The organism is Rhodanobacter sp. BL-MT-08, assembly GCF_054161255.1.
Genome location: NZ_CP167872.1, coordinates 4075741 through 4095837, shown reverse-complemented (window position 1 = coordinate 4095837; position 20097 = coordinate 4075741). Strand labels below are relative to the sequence as shown.

The following is a 20097-nucleotide window of genomic DNA, read 5'->3' as shown; positions in this document are numbered from 1 at the left end:
AGGTGGCGGTCCGTCAACGTTGATATGCGTGATCGACGCGCGCGCGGCGCGGGCCGTACGTTCCGGTCAGAGATGAAAGCGCACGCCGGTCAGATAGGTCTGGCCGTAGAACTCGCGCTGGATCGGTCGGTTTGCGCCCGGGCCCTCGGTAAACTTCAGCGGCGTGTCGGTGAGATTTTTCGCGCTCAAGAAAATCGACACGTCGTCGTTGATGGCGTAGCTCGCGCCGAAGTCCACCGAGAACCGACCCTGGCTCCACACGTCCGTCGCGCTGGAACCGCCGACGGTGAAGATGTTCTTGCTGGTGTAGTACGAGCCGAGGTTGAGGGTCAGGTTGCCGTAGTCATAGGTGATGGCGAAGTTGGCCGTATTGCGCGAGGTCGACGGCAGCGGCGTGTCGTTGCCCGGGCGTATCTGCAGGCGCGAGTCCACGTAGGTGTAGTTGGTGTTGACGCCGAATCCGCCGAGCCAGCCCGGCAGCATGCTGAAGCGCTGCACGTAGTTGAGCTGCAGGCCGGTGGCTGTGGCGCTGCTGATGTTCTTCCAGTCCGTCGTCGTGACGATGCCGTTGTAGCCGGCCAGCGGGCCGGTGGTGGGGTTCACCTCGGTCGAGCCGGTCTGGACGATGTAGTTGGACAGGTCCTTGCGAAACAGGCCTGCCGATACGATGCCGCCCTGGGGCAGGTAGTACTCGAGGTCGAAGTCGAAGTTATCGCTCTTGATCGGCTTCAGCTGCGGATTGCCGATATTGATGGTGCCCAGCGTGGCGTCCGCCAGCACCGAGGCGGTGATCTGGTTGAAGCCCGGTCGCGCAATGGTCTGCGAGTAGACCGCGCGGCCGATCAGGTCCGGCGCGAATTCGTAGCGCGCCTGCACGGTCGGGAAAAAATCGCTGTAGTTGCTGTGCTGCGTGTTCGGCGTCACCGTGACGTTGCCATTGGCATCCGTCAACTCCTGATTCGCCGCGTAGGACGCATTGGTCTGCTCCCAGCGCACGCCGGCAACGATGTCCAGCTTGTCGACCGGCTTGAACTGATACTGCGCGTAGCCGGCGTATACGTCTTCCTTGTCGGCGTTATAAGCGCCCTGGTCGCCCAGCATGTCTTCGGTCGCTGCGCCGCCCTGGGTAATTGCGCGAATCACCGCCGGGTTGATCGCATAGCCGTTCTGATAGTGGTTGTTGTAGAAGGTGATGAACTGACCGGTGATCGCGTTGCTCAGCAGCAGGTCGGGCACGGTATAGCTGTAGCTGCCGACGTCGACATGCCGATCGCGCAGCCGCCCACTGACGCCGAACTTAAGGTTTTCATCGTCACCGGCGAAAAACTGCGTTGGCACCGTGACATTCAGCGCGCCGGACCACTCCTGATCGTGCGAGTGTTCCGTGCCGTTGGATAGTTTATGCAGCGCGTACTGGCTCGGATCGAGGGGATTCAAGCCGCTCAGCACCGTCGTTCGCGGGTAGCGCGGATCGGTGCTGTTGTCGTACTGCACCACGGCGTAGGGTGGCAGATTCGCGTTGTTCGGATCGGGGTTGGAAAAATCCGCGCCGTAGTTGTAGAGCTGGTTGTACGAGCCCTTGGTAAATGCCACGTGGTAATCCAGCTCGAAGCTTTGCAGATTGTTTTCGCCGCCGATGGTGGCCACGCGGGAGTCGAGCTTTTCCTCTTCGTCGGTCAGCTTGCGGTCGAAGTTCACGCCCGAATCGATGAAGCCGTTGGGGTTGCCCGGGTCGGCCGCCAGCAGGGTGGGGTCGTTGTAGAAGTTGTAAGCCAGCGCCTGGTTGTACTTGTGCTCGGTGTAGCCGGTGTCGAAAAAGCGCGCGTACCAGCGGTTGTCATTGTCCGGTTGAAAGGCGAGCTCGCCGCCGTAGCCGTGTCGCCGCCGGTTGTAGTTGTAATAGCGCTGCTCCAGCCCGGCAAAAGCCTTGTCCGGCACGCCCTGCGACTGCTGATCGACGTACGCGGCTTCCACGTCGTCGATGCCGCGCTTGTCGTCGTAGTACGACACCGTGCCGACAAAGCTGAAGGGCTTGTAGGCGCTGTTGTCCAGACCAAAGCGCACGCCGCCGGAGAGCTGAAAATCCTTCACCTTGCTGCTGCGCAGGCTTTCGTCGCCATAGCCGAGCTCGCTATCGAGAAAATAATCCTTGCCGGCAGGAATCTGCTTGGGCTTGATGTCGATGGTACCGCCGAGCGCCTCGGCGTCCTGCTCGGGCAGGTTGGTGTTGGTCACCGTGATGGTGCCGATCAGCCCCGCGGGAATGGCGTCGAACGCCACGGCGCGCGCGCCGCCCTGCGAGCTGGCCGGGTTGGTCGGCAGCAGCTGCACACCATCGAAGGTGGTGCTGTTGAGGTCCGAGTCCAGGCCGCGGATATTGACGAAGCGGCCCTCGCCGCTATCGGTTTCCAGCGAGATGCCCGGCAGGCGGCGCACCGCTTCGCCCGCGTTGACGTCGGGCAGCTGCTGAATTTGTGCGGCCGACTGCACCAGGATCAGGTTGGGCGCCTGCTGCTGGGTCTGGCGCGCGTCGATCACCGGGTCGACGACCGAACGCCCCATCACGTCGACCTCGTCCAGCGCCTTGGCGTGCGTGTCGACCAGAATGTCCTGTTCGCTGCCATGGCTATCGACGGTGACGCGCTGCTCTACCGGTGCCTGATCCTTCGCGGTGACGACCAGGGTGTATTCACCCGGCGCCAGATCGGTGAACGCATATTCGCCATGATGATCGGTGACGGCCGAGCGATGCAGTTCGCGCAGCTCGACCCTGGCGCCGACGACCGGCGTGTGTCCCGTGCCGGACTGCACGTGGCCGCTGAGGCTGGGTTCGTGATGGTGTTCCGCGCTGGCGGGCGCGATCACCAGAGAGAACATCGACAGCCCGAGGGCCAGTCGCAACGCACGTGTGAGCAGCATGAGACGTCCATTAGGTTGGGAAATGACCGTGGGGAGCGCGACCTGACGCAGCTCGACCATTCGCCCAACCTAGAGTTGACGTGTGACAGCGGCGATGCAGCCAGCATACCGATCGGTAAGGTTGGGCGACCGCACGGGTTCACACCGCCGGGAAACGCATGCGCACCGCCAGGCCGGGCGCCCGATCGCGCAGGTCGATGACAATGCGATGCAGATCGGCGACTGCGCTGACCAGCGCCAGTCCCAGGCCGCAGCCGATGGACGAGCGGCTGCTGTCGAGGCGAAAAAAGCGCCGGAAAACTTCACCGTGATGCTGCGAGGGAATGCCTGGCCCGTCGTCCTCGACGCTGCCGGTGTAACCACCTGCTTCCGGCCGAAGCGTCACGGCGATATGCGTGCCGGCCGGCGTGTGGTGAATCGCGTTTTCGATCAGGTTGGACAGCATCTGTGCCAGCAGCGCGCGATCGCCGCGCGATTGAATGCCCGGCGCAATATCGCCCCGCACGCGCTTGCCGTGATCCTCGGCCACCGGCGCATAGGCTTCGACCATCGACGCGAACAACTCCGAAAGATTGAGCGCCATAAACCCCGCCTGGCGTTCTCGCGCCTCCACGCGCGAAATGCGCAGCAGCGCGCCGAAGGTGGCCAGCACGTCGTCGACTTCGGCCAGCGAGTGCTCGATGGCTTCGCGCAGCAGCGCCGGATCATTCGGCCCCAGCTGCGCCGTCTCCAATCGCTGGCGCAGCCGCGTCAGCGGCGTGCGCAGATCGTGGGCAATATCGTTCGATACCTGGCGCATGTTTTCCATCAGGATGCGGATGCGCTCCAGCATGCGATTGAGCCGGCCCGCCAACCTGTCGAACTCGGCGCCGCGGCGCCGCAGCCTCAGCGGGCCGGCGCGTTCGCCCATTACGATCTGTTCGGCCTCGCCGCTGAGGCTGTCCACCCGTTTGACGAACAGATGTCCGGCAACGGCTCCCGAGAGCAGGGCAAACATCACCATCACCGCGATGCAGTTGCGAAAGTAGCGCGACAGATCTTCATCGAGCTCGCCGATCTCGCGCCGATCGCGTCCGACGGTCAGCCAGTTGCCGTCCGCGAGTTGGGTCACCAGTAGCTCCACATCGAGCGCGTGATCTTTATGCCGGCCTCTGGCGCCGGTCAGCGGCACGGATTGCCAGCCGGCCATACGCGGTCGATAGACCAGGTTGCCTTCGATCCTGTTGCCCCGTCGATCGGACAGCAGGTAGTAGTCGGCGCCCGTCGGTGCGGCGCTCATGCGCTGGTGGATTTGCGCCGCCAGCGTGCCGTCGTGCTCGGCCTCGCGCAGCGTAATCAGCTCTTTCTGTACGTCGGTGCGGGCCTGATATTCGACGTAGCTGTGCAGCTCGCGCCAGACCAGGCTGAAGAGTAGGGCGACCACGATGGTGAACAGCGCCGCCTGCAGCAGCACGATGCGAAACGTCACCGTGCGCAGAAAACTAGTCGGGTGCACGAAGGCTGTATCCCGCGCCGCGTACCGTGATCAGCAGCGGCGACTTGAAGCCCCGATCGATCTTGGCGCGCAGTCGGCTGATGTGCGTCTCGACCAGGCTGGTGCCCGGATCGAAATAAAACTCCCACACCTGCTCCAGCAGCATCGAGCGCGTCACGACCTTGCCTGCATGCGTCATCAGGTATTCGAGCAGGCGAAATTCGCGCGGCTGCAGTTCGATCGGTCGGCCGGCGCGATGTGCTTCGCGGCGTATCGTATCGAGCTCAAGATCATCGACGTGCAGCCTTGAACGTTCCGCTGACAGCGGTGCGCGACGCGCCAGCGCGCTCACGCGCGCCTTCAGTTCGGATTGCGCAAAGGGCTTGGCCAGATAGTCGTCGGCACCGGCATCGAGGCCTTCGACCCGATGATCGACTTCGCCCAGCGCCGACAGCATCAGCACCGGCGTCTGACTGCCCTGACGACGGATCGTGCGCACCAGCGACATGCCGTCCAGATGCGGCAGCATGCGATCCACGATGATCAGGTCATAATGCGCGGCCGTCGCCATCGACAGCCCGCTACGACCGTCCATCGCGCGATCGACGACCTGATTGCCGATCGAGAGGACCGATGCGATATGCGCGCCGGTGCCGGGATCGTCCTCTACGACAAGAATTTTCATCGGCAGAACCTGCGCTTGCGGCACTCGCTAGTTGCGACGATCAACGAAAATGCTGATGCCTTGAGCCCGCGCGCCAGCCATGTCCGGCTGGCTACTGGATGTTTCGCAGTGCTCGGCCGGCGTGGGCAACGCCGTGCCGCTAGAGCCACTGAATTAGCCTGAGCCGCGCATATGACGGTTTGGCGGCAGCACCGTGTCGCAGATCGACCGTTTTCTTAGCGCTGCCTTAGTGAACCCTTGTGCGGTGCGGATGTCCGCGCAAGTGTCGCCAGTCCCAGTGAGACTCGGATCAATCCGAGATCGCCAGAATGCACTCGCCTGCGCCGAAGCTGCGGCAGCAGACGGAAAATATCGAGACCTGGTTTGATTGCACGGCGGGCTCAAGCAGACCTTGCAGAAAGCCGCTGAAAAACACGCAGCCCGATTGTCCGCCGTCGCCGCAGATGGGGCTGTCGTGGATATGAAGCTGCTCGGCCTGTTGATCCACTTGAACTAGCAGGCCGAGCGACGGCATGCCGACGCACTCGATCGCCTCAAGCAGTTCGAGTCCGCGGTTAGGACCATGGTCGCGTTCGAATACCGACGCGCCCAGGCGCTGGCCTGCCAGCTGCAGCGAGGACGCGCGGGCGGCGTCGGCGACCGAATCTTCCAGCTTCCGCAGACGGGGGAAAATGTCCGGGTAATCGCTGAGCAACTTGGGCAGCATGTTGTCGACGGCCCCGATATCGGGGCCGAGTGGAATCAGTTCGACGAAGGGTTCGATCGGAGGTGCGGTCGGCGCTGGTGCTGGCGCCGGTACAACAGCAAGCGGGATATCGGCGGCTATCGCCTGCGCATAGTCCGGTTCGGTCGATAGCTCGAGGGCGGTGAGGACTTCGGACTCTTCGGCTGCGTCGAGCGTCTCCACAGCAGGCGCGGGCGCGGGCGCTTCGACAGCCGCAGGTTCGACAGGCGACTCGGTAGCCGGGGCGCCGGGCTGATACGCGATGCGGCGCGATGCGGCGAAATGCGGCTTCTGCACACCCTCTTCGAACGCCGAGATCTGATAGCTGATGATGCGCTCCTGCGCATCCATCGCCGCGGCCAGCGCGCGCTGCCTGCGCTCCGGCCCACGTACCACCATCGTCAGCAGCACGCCGTGCGGGTCATCGGCCAGGCGCTGGCGCTGCAGGGTGAACCCATGCGCGAGGACGACGCGACCGATCTCGATCAGCAGATTTTCCCGTCGCTGCGAAAGGGCCTGGATTTCCAACGCGATCATCGGCTGCCTTGTCGTCGTGGTTGATGGAAGCGGCTGCGCTACCTTTAGCGCAGGCGACCGACGCCGCGGCGGTCAACGACATCCATGCCGGGCAAGCGCAAGCGGGACGTCGACCACGCTATCCGTCGATCACTGTTTGGACAAGTCGATCGTGTAGGTGGCCGTGCCGTCGCCGTGGTCTTTCGATGGGCGAATGTTGGTCAGCCCGGCGGCGTTCGCCACGTCCTGCCTGCCGCTGGCGCCGGTGAAGACGATCGGGCCGCGGGTTTTCAGCGGTGCAAACGTCCACGATGTCGGTTCGAGATCGTTCGCGCCGATCTGCTTTTTCTGCTTCAACCAGTCGGCCAGAATTTCGCGCGTGCCGTCCGGCGCGGCCAGCACGATGCTGCTGCCGTCGAGGCCGGGAAAGTGGCCGCCGCCGCTGGCGCGGTAGTTGTTGGTGACCACCACGAAGGGTTGCTCGGGCGTTACCGGCTTGCCGTGATAGGTCAGCGCGGTGATGCGCTGGTCGACGGGCTTGGACACGTCGATGACGTAGTGGATGCCGCCCTGGATCTGGTCGACGTTGAAGCCGGGGTAGGCCTCGTTGATCAGCGGCTGTTCGCCGGTCTTGGTCGGATCGATCCGGTTGAAGCGCTCGGCCGATTTCTCCAGCCACGCCTTGAGGCCGGCGCCGTCGGTTTTCACGGCAGCCAGCGTGTTGGGGTAGAAGTACAGATCAGCCGCGCTGCGCAGCGTCAGCGGGCCGGCGGCGACGTCGGTGTAATCGTCGGGTCCGCCAAAGCCGGTGCGGAAGGCGGCGGCGCTGGACAGCACCGGCACATCGCGCAGTTCGGGATGCGTGCGCGGCAGCTCGCGCCGCACGTAGTCGGCCTGCGCCGCGTTGACCACGGCCAGCGCGGTCATATTGCCTTCGTCGGCAAAGTAGCTGCTCAGGCGCACGCGGCTGTCGCCGATCGGCGTGTTGACGTAGGCGATGGCCGCGGCCTGGGTCTGATCGAGCAGCGTCGCGATCTGCGGATCGGCCGGCACGCACTCGGGCTTGGCCGACTTGCTGGCACCGGGGGCGGCAGCGCAGATCGGCCGCACTTCGCTGTGCGAGCCGCTGCGATCGATCACCCAGCGGCCCTGCTGCCGATCGAGCGCCAGCGCGATCACGCCCAGGTCCTTGCCGAAGAAGCCGCCCATCACCGCCGGCACGCCGCGCACGAAGCCGCGCTGCGCGTCGACATCCTTCATGCCGGCGTAGTGCGGGCCGGGGAATTCGGTGTGCGCGTGGCCGAGCAGCAGCACGTCGATGCCCGGCACGCCGGCCAGGTACCAGCCGCCGTTTTCCATAGCCGGCGTGTACGGCGCGGCGTCGAGGCCGCCGTGCAGAATTGCCACGATCAGGTCCGGATGCTCCGCCTGCAGCTGGGGCAGATATTTTTGTGCCGCCTCGACCACGCCGGTGACCGTGACCTTGCCGGTGAGGTTCTGCTTGTCCCACTGCATGATCGGCGGCGGCGTGAAGCCAATGATGCCGATCTTCAGCGGCACGCTGACCGTGTGGCCGTCGGGCGTAGTCGCTTCGATGGTTTTCGTCACCATCGTCCACGGTTTGAAGATCGGCCGGCCGTCGCGCACGCTGTCGACGTTGGCCAGCAGCAGCGGAAAGTGCGGCCCGGCGCAGCGATCGCTGCGGCCGCCGTCGACGTTCATCGGCGTGCCGGTGGCCTGCGAGAGAAAGCCCAACCCATAATTGAACTCGTGGTTGCCGGCCGTGCCGCCGTCGTAGCCGATCGCGTCCATCGCGCGATAGATCGCCAGCTCCTGGTCGCAGGCGATCGGTTTGACCAGCGCCTGATAGTCCGCCAGCACGCTGCCCTGGATGGTGTCGCCGCTGTCGAACAGGAAGGTGTTGGGAAACTCGGCGCGGGCGCGGCGGATCAGCGTGGCGGTGCGCTCGTAGCCCAGCGTGCTGTCCGGCTTGAGCTTGTAATAGTCGTAGCTCAGCACGTTCGAATGCACGTCGGTGGTTTCCAGAATCGCCACCCTGGCCTGCGTGCCGTCCGGCAGCCTGGTGGTTTGACTGGCGCAACCGGCGAGTAGGCCAAGAACGGCGAGGGTGATGAGACGTAACGACATGCGGGATTCCAGTAAACGGTGGCAATGCGTGCGGCCGAAGCCGGGCACGGACGCTAGCAGATGGAAATGACGGTTTTCGCGACGCAGGCGGATGCAGCGTCGCAAGGCTGAAACAACAACGCCGCCCGGAGGCGGCGTTGCATGCGTTCGATGCAAGGTGGCTTACTTGGCCTGATCGACGATCCAGGTGACCGCGGCCTTGACCTGCGCATCGGTCAGCGCGGGATTGCCGCCTTTGGCCGGCATGTAGTTGCCGTCGGGGCCGTGATAGCCCTCGATGGCGTGCTTGACCAGCGTGTCCAGGCCCTCGGCGATGCGCGGCGCCCACATGGCCTTGTTGCCGACCTTGGGCGCGCCGGCGACACCGGCGGTATGGCAGCTGGTGCACAGGTTGTTGAAGATGGTTTTGCCGTCGGTGGTGCCGCCGTAGGCCACCTGCGACGCCGCGGCCTTGGCCGCCGCGTCCGCCGCGGCCTGCATCGCGGCGCGGCCGGTGTTGCCGGCATACACGGCGCCAGCGGGCGCGATGCGGTCGGCCACGGCGACGGACGCGTTGGGGTTGGTTTCCTTCGGCGCGTGGTCGTAGATCTCGTAGCCCGCGAACATCAGGACCAGGGTCAGCACAACCAGGCCGCCCACCATGATGATCAACTGGCGGATGGTGGCCTTGTCGGAATTGCTCATGGGACAGCTCACGCACGTACTCCTTTCAGTAGGCAGGGCGGTGAGCCAGTGCGGCTGTTCCGGCTTACCTGATGGCTGTTCTGTTGCACCGGTGGTGGCCAGACCTGCACTGAGGCAGCTGCAGCGCTGGCTGTTGCGCGCGGTTGCCATGCTCGCTCAAAGGCAACCAGCGCAGGATTATAGACGAAGCCCGTTATAAGCGAAGCCCGCTCCAGGCGCATCGGATCGAGGAAGCGATGCCCCGCGCCGTAGCGCGGCGCGCGAACCATGCCGCGAAAAAGCGGTCTGCATGGAGCTGCCCCTGCCATCGGTCATGGCCGACCCCTGTCAACTGGCATTGTTCAAGCCCGCTCCACTGCACCTATCATTTCATCCCAGCGGAGCCGCCGGTCGTCGTGTCGGCAGGGGAAACCCGACCAGCTCCAACCCATACGCCATGCACACCAGTCGGTGCATGGCCCTCAGCCTTGTGGATCACGTTGCCGCGCTGTTTCAAGTCCAGGAGTTTCACATGTCGCGTTTTTGGAAGATCACCCTGATCGTCATAGCAGTGATCGTGGTGGCGTTAGTGGGCTTGCGGCTGCTGCACAAGCCGTCCGCCACGACCGGTGCTCCGGGTGCGGGCAAGAACGCCTCGGCGAAGGGCCAGGACACCCAGGGCGACAAGGATGCGGCGCCCGTGCCGGTCACCGTGCAGCCGGTCGTGAGCCAGTCCGTGCCGATCTATCTCACCGGCCTGGGTACCGTGCAGGCGCTCAACACCGTCACGATCAACCCGCAGGTCGCCGGCGAGATGATGACGCTCAACTTCACCGAAGGTCAGTCGGTGAAGAAGGGGGATCTGCTGGCGCAGATCGATCCACGCACCTATCAGGCCAACTACGACCAGGCCGTGGCGAAGCAGAAGCAGGATCAGGCGCTGCTGGCCACGGCGCAGAGCACGCTCAAGCGCAACGAGGCGCTGGTGTCGCAGGGCTATGTGGCGGCGCTGGACATGGACACCTATCGCAACAACGTGGCGCAGAACGCAGGCACCGTCGCGTCCGACGCGGCCGCGATCAAGTCGGCCAAGGTGCAGCTCGACTACACCAAGATCATTTCGCCCTGTGACTGCGTCACCGGCATCCGCAGCGTCGATCCGGGCAACGTGGTCACCACCACCAGCGCCATCGTCACGCTGACCCAGATCCATCCGATCTACGTGATCTTCTATCTGCCGGAGCAGAACTTGGAAACCGTGCGCAATGCGGTCAAGGGTGGCGCCCAGCTGTCGGTCGCGGCGCTCGACAAGACCGACGCGCACCCGCTGGCCAGCGGCGGCGTGCTGCAGGTGATCGACAACCAGATCAACACCACCACCGGCACGTTCAAGCTGCGCGCGCAGTTCCCGAACCTGGACAGCAACCTGTGGCCCGGCCAGTTCGTCAATGTGCAGCTGAAGGTGAGCACCACGGCCAATGGCCTGGTGATTCCCGCGCAGGCGGTACAGCGCGGCCCGGACGGCGACTACGTGTATCAGCTGCAGGCCGACAAGACGGTCAAGATGCAGCCGGTCACCGTGGCCAACGAGGTGGGCGTCAGCAACGTGATGATCAGCAAGGGTCTGGCGGTTGGCGATCAGGTGGTCACCGAAGGCCAGTTCCGCCTGAAGCCCGGCAGCAAGGTGCAGGCGCTCAAGCCCGGCGAAGTGCCCGCCGCCCCTAGCGAGGCGGACATGCTCAAGGCCAAGCGGGACGGTCAGAAGGGCGGTGGTCGTCGTGGGTGATTGTGAATTGAGAGCGGGAACGGGGAATGGGGAACGGGGAACGGTAGCGTGCGGTAACCGGATCGTTGCCCGTATCTTTCAACCCTCTTCTCTGCGGTCACTGCAGGTTTTCGTGAAACGCGACGTTCCCCATTCCCCGTTACTCGCAGCTTCGCTGCTCGCCCTTCGGGCCGCCTGCGGCGTTCGCGCTGCGCGCGTCCCCGTTCCCCGCTTTTAACCGGCGCCGCCTCATGGGATTCTCCACCCTCTTCATCCGCCGACCGATCGCCACCTCGCTGCTGATGGTGGCGGTGCTGCTGCTCGGCATCCTCGGCTACCGCGAGCTGCCGGTGTCGGCGCTGCCCGAGATCGAGGCGCCCAGCTTGGTCGTGACCACGCAGTATCCGGGCGCCAGCGCGGCGACCATGGCCTCGCTGGTGACCACGCCGCTGGAGCGCAACCTCGGGCAGATCTCCGGCCTGTCGATGATGACGTCCGACTCGTCGGCCGGCCTGTCGACCATCGTGCTGCAGTTCAACATGGACCGCGATATCGACATCGCGGCGCAGGACGTGCAGTCCGCGCTCAACCAGGCGCGCGGCACGCTGCCCAGCACCTTGCCGTATCCGCCGGTGTACAACCGCGTCAATCCGGCCGACGCGCCTATCCTCACCCTGCAGCTTACCTCGGACACGCTGCCGCTGCGCGACGTCAACAACTACGCCGACTCGATCCTGGCGCAGAAGCTGTCGCAGGTGCAGGGCGTGGGCCTGGTCTCGATTGCCGGCAACGTGCGCCCTGCCGTGCGCGTGCAGGTAAACCCGGCGCAACTGGCCAACCTGGGCCTGACCATGGAGGACGTGCGCAACTCGCTGACCCAGGCCAACGTCAACGCGCCCAAGGGCACGCTCAACGGCGCCACGCAGAGCTACAGCATCGGCACCAACGACCAGCTGGCCACCGCCGAGGATTACAAGAACACCATCATCAGCTACAGCAACAATGCGCCGGTGCGGCTGTCCGATGTGGCTGGCGTGGTCGACGGCGTCGAGAACGACCAGCTCGCCGCCTGGGCCAACGGCAAGCCGGCGGTGCTGCTCGACATCCGCCGTCAGCCGGGCGCCAACATCGTGCAGACGGTGCAGTCGATCCGGCAGATCCTGCCGCAGCTGCAGGCCGTGCTGCCGGCCGACGTGCATCTGGACGTGTTCGCCGACCGCACCGTGACCATCCGCGCCTCGGTGCACGACGTGGAGATGACGCTGCTGATCACCATCGCCCTGGTGGTGGCGGTGATCTTCGTCTTCCTGCGCCGGCTGTGGGCGACGGTGATTCCGTCGGTGGCCGTGCCGCTGTCGTTGCTGGGCACGTTCGCGGTGATGTCGTTCACCGGCATGTCGCTGGACAATCTTTCCCTGATGGCGCTGGCGGTCGCAACCGGCTTCGTGGTGGACGATGCGATCGTGATGATCGAGAACATCGTGCGCTATATCGAACAGGGCATGGACGGCAAGGAGGCGGCCGAGGTCGGCGCCCGGGAAATCGGCTTCACCGTGCTGTCGCTGACGGTGTCGCTGGTGGCGGTGTTCCTGCCGCTGCTGCTGATGCCCGGCGTCACCGGCCGCCTGTTCCACGAGTTCGCCTGGGTGCTGACCATCGCGGTGGTCATCTCGATGCTGGTGTCGCTGACCCTGACGCCGATGATGTGCGCGTACCTGCTGAAGGCCGACGAGCTGCCCGACAGCGACGACGTGCACGAGCGTCATGCGGCGGCCGGCACGAAGAACCTGTGGACGCGCATCGTCGGCGGCTACGAGCGCTCGCTCGACTGGGTGCTCGACCACCAGCGGCTGACGACGGTGGTGGCCGGTATCACGGTCGTCATCACCATCATTTTGTACATCATCATCCCCAAGGGCCTGCTGCCCGAGCAGGACACCGGCATGATCACCGGCGTGGTGCAGGCCGATCAGAACGTGGCGTTTCCGCAGATGGAGCAGCGCACGCAGGCGGTCGCCAACGCGCTGCGCAAGGTCGACGGGGTAGCCGGCGTGGCGGCATTCATCGGCGCCGGTTCGGTCAACCCGACCTTGAATCAGGGTCAGCTCAGCATCGTGCTGAAAGATCGCGGCGATCGCGCCAATCTCGACACCGTCGTCGCCGCCCTGCAGAACGCCGCGACCAATATTCCCGGCGTGGCGCTGTATCTGAAACCCGTGCAGGACGTGACCCTGGACAGCCAGGTATCGGCCACCGAGTACCAGTACTCGATGTCCGACGTGAACTCGACCGAACTGTCCGGCTATGCGAACCAGATGACCCAGGCGCTGCGCAAGCGTCCGGAACTGGCCGATGTCGACAACAACCTCGCCGACCAGGGCACGGCGCTCAAACTCACCATCGATCGCGACAAGGCCAGCCGCCTCGGCGTGCCGGTGCAGACCATCGACGACACCCTTTACGACTCATTCGGCCAGCGCCAGATCTCCACCATCTTCACCCAGCTCAACCAGTATCGCGTGGTGCTGGAGGTGGCGCCGCAGTTCCGCAACAGCACGTCGCTGCTGAACCAGCTGGCGGTGAAGAGCAACGGCAACGGCGCGCTGACCGGCAGCAATGCCACCAGCTTTGGCCAGGCGGCATCGAGCAATTCGTCGACCAGCACCGGTATTGCCGTGGCCAATACCGGCGTGATCGTCGGCACCGGCAGCATCATTCCGATCGCCTCGCTGGCGACGGCACAGGTCACTACGGCGCCGCTGGTTGTGAGCCACTCGCAGCAGCTGCCGGCAGTGACGGTGTCGTTCAACCTGGCGCCGGGCTATTCGCTGTCGCAGGGCGTCGACGCGATTCACGAGGTGGAACGGCAGCTGAAATTCCCGGCCCAGGTGCGCGGCCAGTTCATCGGCAAGGCGGCCGAGTTCTCCAACAGCCTGGGCGATGAAGTCCTGCTGCTGCTGGCCGCCATCATCGTGATCTACATCGTGCTGGGCGTGCTGTACGAGAGCTACATCCATCCGCTGACGATCATCTCGACGCTGCCGCCGGCCGGCGTGGGTGCGCTGCTGGCGCTGATCCTCTGCGGCATGAGCCTGTCGGTGGACGGTATCGTCGGCATCGTGCTGCTGATCGGTATCGTTAAGAAAAACGCGATCATGATGATCGACTTCGCGATCGAGGCGAAGCGCACCGGGCTGAACGCACGCGAGGCGATCCGTCGCGCCTGCCTGCTGCGTTTCCGACCGATCATGATGACCACCGCGGCGGCGATGCTCGGCGCGCTGCCGCTGGCGCTGGGCAACGGCATTGGTTCGGAGCTGCGCCGCCCGCTCGGCGTGTCGATCGTCGGCGGCCTGCTGCTGTCGCAGCTGGTGACGTTGTACACCACGCCGGTGATCTACCTGCATATGGAGCGTTTCTCGGACTGGATGGAAGCGCGCCGCGAGAGGCGCGCGCTGGCCCATGCGCAAGGACGCCGCCAGGTGCGGAGCGTGACGTGATTCCAGCGGTTCGATGGCGACCGTCCGGTCATGAGCGGACGGCACGAAAGGAAAGGGGCGCGGCGGGAGCCGGTCGCCCCTTTCGTCTTGATGGCGGTGCGCTGGCATGCGGTGTCATGACCGGGCGGAAGACGCCACTTTTTGCTGCCCCACTTTTCGATTTCGGATGTTCTGTGCAAAGCGTTTTTCAGGTTCACTCTCTCTTCTACGCAGCCGCTGATGGCGGCGTTAACGTTCTTTGGCCGCGCGCCGCTCTCGCGCTTCGCCACGCAGCATGAACATCTCCGGTCCTTTCATCCGTCGTCCCATAGGCACCTCGCTGCTGGCCATCGGACTTTTTGTGGTCGGCGTGATCTGCTATGCGTTGCTCGGCGTGGCCGCCCTGCCGGACATCCAGGTGCCGGTGATCTTTGTGGAGGCCAGCCAGGCCGGCGCCAGCGCGGGTACCATGGCGTCCACGGTGGCCGCGCCGCTGGAACGGCATCTGGGGCAGGTACCTGGCATCGACACCCTGCGTTCGTCCAGCTCGCTGGGCAGCACGCAGGTGTTCATGATTTTCGACGGGAGCCGCAATCTCGACGCCGCCGCGCGCGACGTGCAGGCCGCGATCAACGCGGCCCAGTCCGATCTCCCTTCCGGTCTCAACAACCCTCCGAGCTACGAGAAAGCCAACCCCAACGACGACCCCGTCATCGCGTTCGCGCTGACGTCGGACACGCAGTCCTCGCGCGATCTCTACGATGTGGCCGATTCGCTGCTCGCCCAGCGCCTGCGTCAGCTCGAAGGCGTCGCCTCGGTGGATATTGCCGGCGCGTCGACGCCGGCCGTGCGCGTCGACGTCAATCTGCGCTCGCTCAACGCCAAGGGCCTGTCGCCGGATGATCTGCGCAATGCGCTGACGGCGGCCAATGTCACCTCGCCGCAGGGCTTTCTGTCCGATGGCAGGACCACCATGGCGGTGACTGCCAACGATGCGCTGCACGTTGCCGATGATTTTTCCAGCCTGATCATTTCCAATCAGGGCGGCACACCCGTGCGGCTATCGGACGTGGCAAAGGTCTACGATGGCCAGCAGGACGCGTATCAGGCGGCCTGGTTCCAGGGCAAGCCGGCGGTGCTGATGTATGTCTACAAGCAGTCCGACGCCAACATCATCGGCACGGTCGATCGCGTCAAGGCCGCCATACCGGAGCTGCGCGGCTTCCTGCAGCCGGGCACCACACTTACGCCCTATTTCGACGGCACGCCGACCATCCGCGCCTCGCTGCACGAGGTGCAGGCGACGCTGCTGATCAGCCTGGCCATGGTCGTGCTGGTGATGGCGATGTTCCTGCGCCGCCTGGCGCCGACGATGATCGCCGCGCTGGCCGTGCCGCTCTCGCTGGCCGGTGCGGCGACGGTCATGTACATCCTTGGCTACACGCTCAATAACCTGACGCTGCTGGCGCTGGTGATCTCCATCGGCTTCGTGGTCGATGACGCGATCGTGGTGATCGAAAACGTCGTGCGGCATATCGATCAGGGCATGACGCGGAAAGAGGCGGCGCTGGCCGGCGCGCGCGAGATCGGATTCACCATCGTGTCGATTACCGGCTCGCTGGTGGCGGTGTTCATCCCCCTGCTGTTCATGGGCGGCATCACCGGCCTGTTCTTCAAGGAGTTCACGATGACGCTGGTGGCGGCGATCGTGATTTCGGCCGTCGTGTCGCTGACGCTGACGCCCTCGCTGTGCGGGCTGTTCCTGAAAGGTCACAGCGAGCCGGAAAAGCCCTCGCGTCTTGGCCGCGCGCTGGAGTCGATGCAGGACAGGATGCTCGCGGTCTACACGCGTGCGCTGGACTTTTCACTGCGCCATGCGTTGATGCTCGCGCTGACGCCGCTGCTGCTGATCGTATTTACCGTATTCATGTTCACCCAGGTCAAGGCCAGCCTGTTCCCGCCGCAGGACACCGGGCTGATCCGGGGTCGCGCCACGTCAGGTGCGACGGTGTCCTTTCAGGATTCGGTCAATCGCCAGCAGCGGCTGATCGACATGCTGCTGAAGGACAAGGATGTGGCCACCGTAGGCTCGCGCCTGGGCAGCGGTCGGCAGGGCGCCAGCGGGTTTTTCGATATCCAGCTGAAAAGTCACGCCGACGGTCGCACCGACGACACCTTCGCGGCGCTGGCGCGGCTGAGCGCCAAGGCCGCGCGCTATCCCGACCTCAACGTACGTCTGCGCCCGATCCAGGACCTGCCCAGCTTCGGCGGAGGCGGCAGCAATCAGGGTGCGCAATATCAGGTGTCGCTGCAGGGCGACGACCTGGCCCAGCTGCAGCTGTGGCTGCCCAGGCTCGTGACCGAACTGCGCAAGAATCCGAAGCTGAAGGATGTCGGCAGCGACGTCGATGACGCCGGCCTGGAGCAGGACATCATCGTCGATCGCGACAAGGCATCACGGCTGGGCTTGTCGATGGGCACGATCGATGGTGCCCTCTACGATGCGTTCGGCCAGCGCCAGGTGTCGACGATTTATTCCGATCTCAACCAGTACAAGGTGGTGATCAACGCCTTGCCCGGTCAGACCGCATCGCCGGCGTCGCTGGACAAGACCTACGTCAAATCGTCCAGCGGCCAGATGATTCCGTTGACGGCGTTCGCGCATCAGCAGGCGGGGCTGGCGCCAACCCAGGTCACGCACGAGGACCAGCAGACGACGATGGATCTCAGCTTCAACCTGGCGCCGGGCATCAGTCAGGGCGAGGCGCTGCAGATCATCCAGGCGACCGCCGGCAACATGCGCATGCCCGGTGACATGAAGCTCAACATCGGCAGCGATTTCCGCCGCTTCCAGCAGTCGCAGAGCGGCATGCTCTGGCTGGTCGCCGCCGCCATCATTACCGTCTACATCGTGCTGGGCATGCTGTACGAGAGTCTGATCCATCCGGTGACGATTCTTTCCACCTTGCCAGCTGCCGGCGCCGGCGCGCTGCTGGCGCTGTGGATCACCGACACCGAGCTGTCGGTGATCGCACAGATCGCGCTGGTGCTGTTGATAGGTATCGTCAAGAAAAACGCCATCATGATGATCGACTTCGCCCTGGTGGCGGAGCGCGAACATCACAAATCGCCACTGGAGGCGGTGCGCGAGGCGTGCCTGGTGCGGTTCCGGCCGATCATGATGACGACGATGGTGGCCATCCTGGCGGCCCTGCCGATCGCCATCGGTCTGGGCGAGGGTTCCGAACTGCGTCGTCCGCTGGGCATCGCCATGATCGGCGGCCTGCTGATCTCGCAGAGCCTGACCCTGCTCAGCACGCCGGCGCTGTACGTAATTTTCTCCTGCCTGGCCGCGCACTCGAAAGGCTGGCGGGCTCGGTGGCGCGAGCGTGTGCGGTCGCGCCGGTTGCTCGGCGCCAGACGCTGAGCCCGGCCGGAAACGCCGCGCCTCATGTGGAGGGCTGCCGATCGGCGCGGCGGCTGCGTCGCCGATGCTCACAGGCGGTTAACCGGCGACCGGGTATGCGTGGGCGACGCGAAAGGTCCAGGAAACGCGTGACGAGTGGGCGTAGGGCCTGTTCTTTTCAGTGTCGGGATGTTGAGTGGTTCGTCCGTCGGTTCGACCCGTGACGTGTGCTCGTACCGCCCCTGAACGGGGCGGCTGTTGATTCACCCGCAAGCAGGCTATCTTCTACAACAGTAGCGACAGGTGATAGCCTGTACGCGGTTGCCTGGTAGTTTGACGGCAGCGCCGATGCATGGAAGCCGCTTTTGATGCCCGTCGTGATCAGCTTATAGACCCCGATCGGATCAGACCCGGTCAGATGTAAAAAATTTCCTTCCAACCCTTAGATACTGGAGATGTACGTATGAAGATGACCCGCACCCTGATCTGCGCTGCCTCGCTGGCCGCCGTCCTGTCGCTGAGCGCCTGCGGCAAGAGCGACGATTCTTCGTCGGCACCGGCTGACTCGACCCCGCCTGCTGCTGCGACCGCCGCTCCGGCCGCCACGCCGACGCCGGCTTCCACCGCGGCGATGGCTCCGGCTTCGACCGCCGCCATGGCGCCGGCTTCCACCGCGGCGATGGCTCCGGCCAGCACGGCGGCTGCCCCGGCCAGCACCTCCACCGCCGGACACTAATCCGTCTACGCGGCAGAGCGCTTGTTCCATGGCCGGCAACGGCCCGGACAAGCCACTCGCAAGCAACACAAAAAGAGCGCGGTTATCCGCGCTCTTTTTTATTGGGCGTCCCGTCGCCGATACGTTCCGGCGAGAGATCGTCATCCGCCCACTCCGCGGCGATGGCGCCCTCTTGCGCGGTAGACCTATGAACAGTCCGCACGGCCGGCATGGTCAGCGCGTTCCTTTCGGGCGAAAATGGGCGTCTTGTGTTTGTCCGGGGCGGCGCCATGTCCGTCCTGACGTTTTTGCAGGTCCTGATTCACCAGCCGGAGATTTCCATGTCTGACAACAAGCCCACGCCACCGAGCGGCGGCAGCAAGATCACCATTACCGACGGCACGCTGCATGTGCCGAATCAGCCGATCGTGCCCTTCATCGAAGGCGACGGCATCGGTCCCGATATCTGGCGCGCTTCGGTGCGCGTGCTCGACGCGGCCGTAGCCAAGGCCTATAACGGCGAGCGCAAGATTCACTGGATGGAAGTGCTGGCCGGCGAAAAGGCCTTCAACGAAACCGGCAGCTGGCTGCCCGACGAAACCGTCGAAGCCTGCCGCGAGTATCTCGTTTCGATCAAGGGTCCGCTGACCACGCCGGTCGGCGGCGGCATCCGCTCACTCAACGTGGCGCTGCGCCAGCAGTTGGATCTCTACACCTGCCTGCGCCCGGTGCGCTGGTTCAAGGGCGTGCCCTCGCCGGTGAAAAAGCCCGAGGCGGTGGACATGGTGATCTTCCGCGAGAACTGCGAAGACATCTATGCCGGCATCGAATTCCAGGAAGGCACCGACGACGCGAAAAAGTTTCTGCAGCTGCTGCAGGACAACTTCCCCGACCGCTTCAAGAAGATCCGTTTCCCGACCACGTCCGGCATCGGCATCAAGCCGGTATCGAAGGAAGGCACCGAGCGCCTGGTGCGCGCGGCCTTCAAGTACGCCATCGACAACGACCGCAAGTCGGTGACCCTGGTGCACAAGGGCAACATCATGAAGTTCACCGAAGGCGCGTTCCGCGACTGGGGCTATGCCCTGGCGAAGAACGAGTTCGGCGCGGTCGAGCTGGACGGTGGCCCGTGGATGAGCTTCAAGAATCCGAACAACGGCAAGGAGATCGTGGTCAAGGACGTGATCGCCGATGCGTTCCTGCAGCAGATCATGACCCGCGCGGCCGAGTACGACGTGGTCGCCACCTTGAACCTCAACGGTGACTACATCTCCGACGCGCTGGCGGCGGAAGTCGGCGGCATCGGCATCGCGCCGGGCGGCAACATCAACTACGTCACCGGCCACGCCGTGTTCGAGGCAACTCACGGCACCGCGCCGAAGTATGCCGGCCAGGACAAGGTCAACCCGGGTTCGGTGATTCTGTCCGGCGAGCTGCTGCTGCGTCACCTGGGCTGGAACGAGGCGGCCGACAAGATCATCGAGGCGATGGACAAGGTGATCGCCGCCAAGACGGTGACGTACGATTTTGCCCGCATGATGGACGGCGCCAAGGAAGTGAAGTGCTCCGAGTTCGGCGATGCGCTGATCGCGGCGCTGTGATC

General features: G+C 64.6%; 11 protein-coding genes. 5 read left to right on the top strand and 6 right to left on the bottom strand.

All coding sequences use genetic code 11. The annotated features are described in order from the left end of the window. Positions 1–66: 66 nt before the first annotated feature. The 6 genes from ACDK93_RS18210 to ACDK93_RS18185 form a co-directional block, all read right to left on the bottom strand. Positions 67–2919, bottom strand: a complete 2853-nt coding sequence (locus tag ACDK93_RS18210; RefSeq protein WP_458070431.1) for a TonB-dependent receptor — start codon at positions 2917–2919, stop codon at positions 67–69. A 139-nt stretch (positions 2920–3058) separates the two neighbouring features. Beyond that, positions 3059–4414, bottom strand: coding sequence for a sensor histidine kinase (locus tag ACDK93_RS18205; RefSeq protein ID WP_458070430.1), 1356 nt, complete (start codon positions 4412–4414; stop codon positions 3059–3061). Further along, on the bottom strand, positions 4401–5078 hold the full coding sequence (locus tag ACDK93_RS18200; protein ID WP_458070429.1) for a response regulator transcription factor: 678 nt from the start codon (positions 5076–5078) through the stop codon (positions 4401–4403). Before ACDK93_RS18200 ends, ACDK93_RS18205 begins: the two co-directional genes overlap by 14 nt. 289 nt (positions 5079–5367) lie before the next feature. After that, entirely contained in the window at positions 5368–6339 is a 972-nt protein-coding gene (locus tag ACDK93_RS18195) for a hypothetical protein (RefSeq protein ID WP_458070428.1), read from the bottom strand. 129 nt (positions 6340–6468) lie between these two features. Further along, entirely contained in the window at positions 6469–8466 is a 1998-nt protein-coding gene (locus ACDK93_RS18190) for a bifunctional 2',3'-cyclic-nucleotide 2'-phosphodiesterase/3'-nucleotidase (RefSeq protein ID WP_458070427.1), read from the bottom strand. Between the two features lie 162 nt (positions 8467–8628). Beyond that, positions 8629–9150: a c-type cytochrome gene (locus ACDK93_RS18185; protein ID WP_458070426.1), complete on the bottom strand. Its 522-nt coding sequence runs from the start codon at positions 9148–9150 to the stop codon at positions 8629–8631. Positions 9151–9661: 511 nt separating this feature from the next. Between ACDK93_RS18185 and ACDK93_RS18180 the strand changes: the two genes are divergently transcribed. The 5 genes from ACDK93_RS18180 to icd all read left to right on the top strand — a co-directional run bounded on the left by ACDK93_RS18180 (position 9662) and on the right by icd (position 20095). Continuing rightward, on the top strand, positions 9662–10915 hold the full coding sequence (locus tag ACDK93_RS18180; RefSeq protein WP_458070425.1) for an efflux RND transporter periplasmic adaptor subunit: 1254 nt from the start codon (positions 9662–9664) through the stop codon (positions 10913–10915). Between the two features lie 230 nt (positions 10916–11145). Then, positions 11146–14394 carry an efflux RND transporter permease subunit gene (locus ACDK93_RS18175; protein ID WP_458070424.1) on the top strand — a complete coding sequence of 1083 codons (3249 nt, stop codon included), beginning with the start codon at positions 11146–11148 and terminating at the stop codon, positions 14392–14394. 274 nt (positions 14395–14668) lie between these two features. Further along, on the top strand, positions 14669–17800 hold the full coding sequence (locus tag ACDK93_RS18170; protein WP_458070423.1) for an efflux RND transporter permease subunit: 3132 nt from the start codon (positions 14669–14671) through the stop codon (positions 17798–17800). Between the two features lie 442 nt (positions 17801–18242). Next, the gene (locus ACDK93_RS18165; protein WP_458070422.1) at positions 18243–18515 is read left to right on the top strand and encodes a hypothetical protein; all 273 of its coding nucleotides are present in this window, start codon (positions 18243–18245) and stop codon (positions 18513–18515) included. Between the two features lie 320 nt (positions 18516–18835). Next, the gene (gene icd / locus ACDK93_RS18160; RefSeq protein ID WP_458070421.1) at positions 18836–20095 is read left to right on the top strand and encodes an NADP-dependent isocitrate dehydrogenase; all 1260 of its coding nucleotides are present in this window, start codon (positions 18836–18838) and stop codon (positions 20093–20095) included. The last annotated feature ends 2 nt before the right edge of the window (positions 20096–20097 follow it).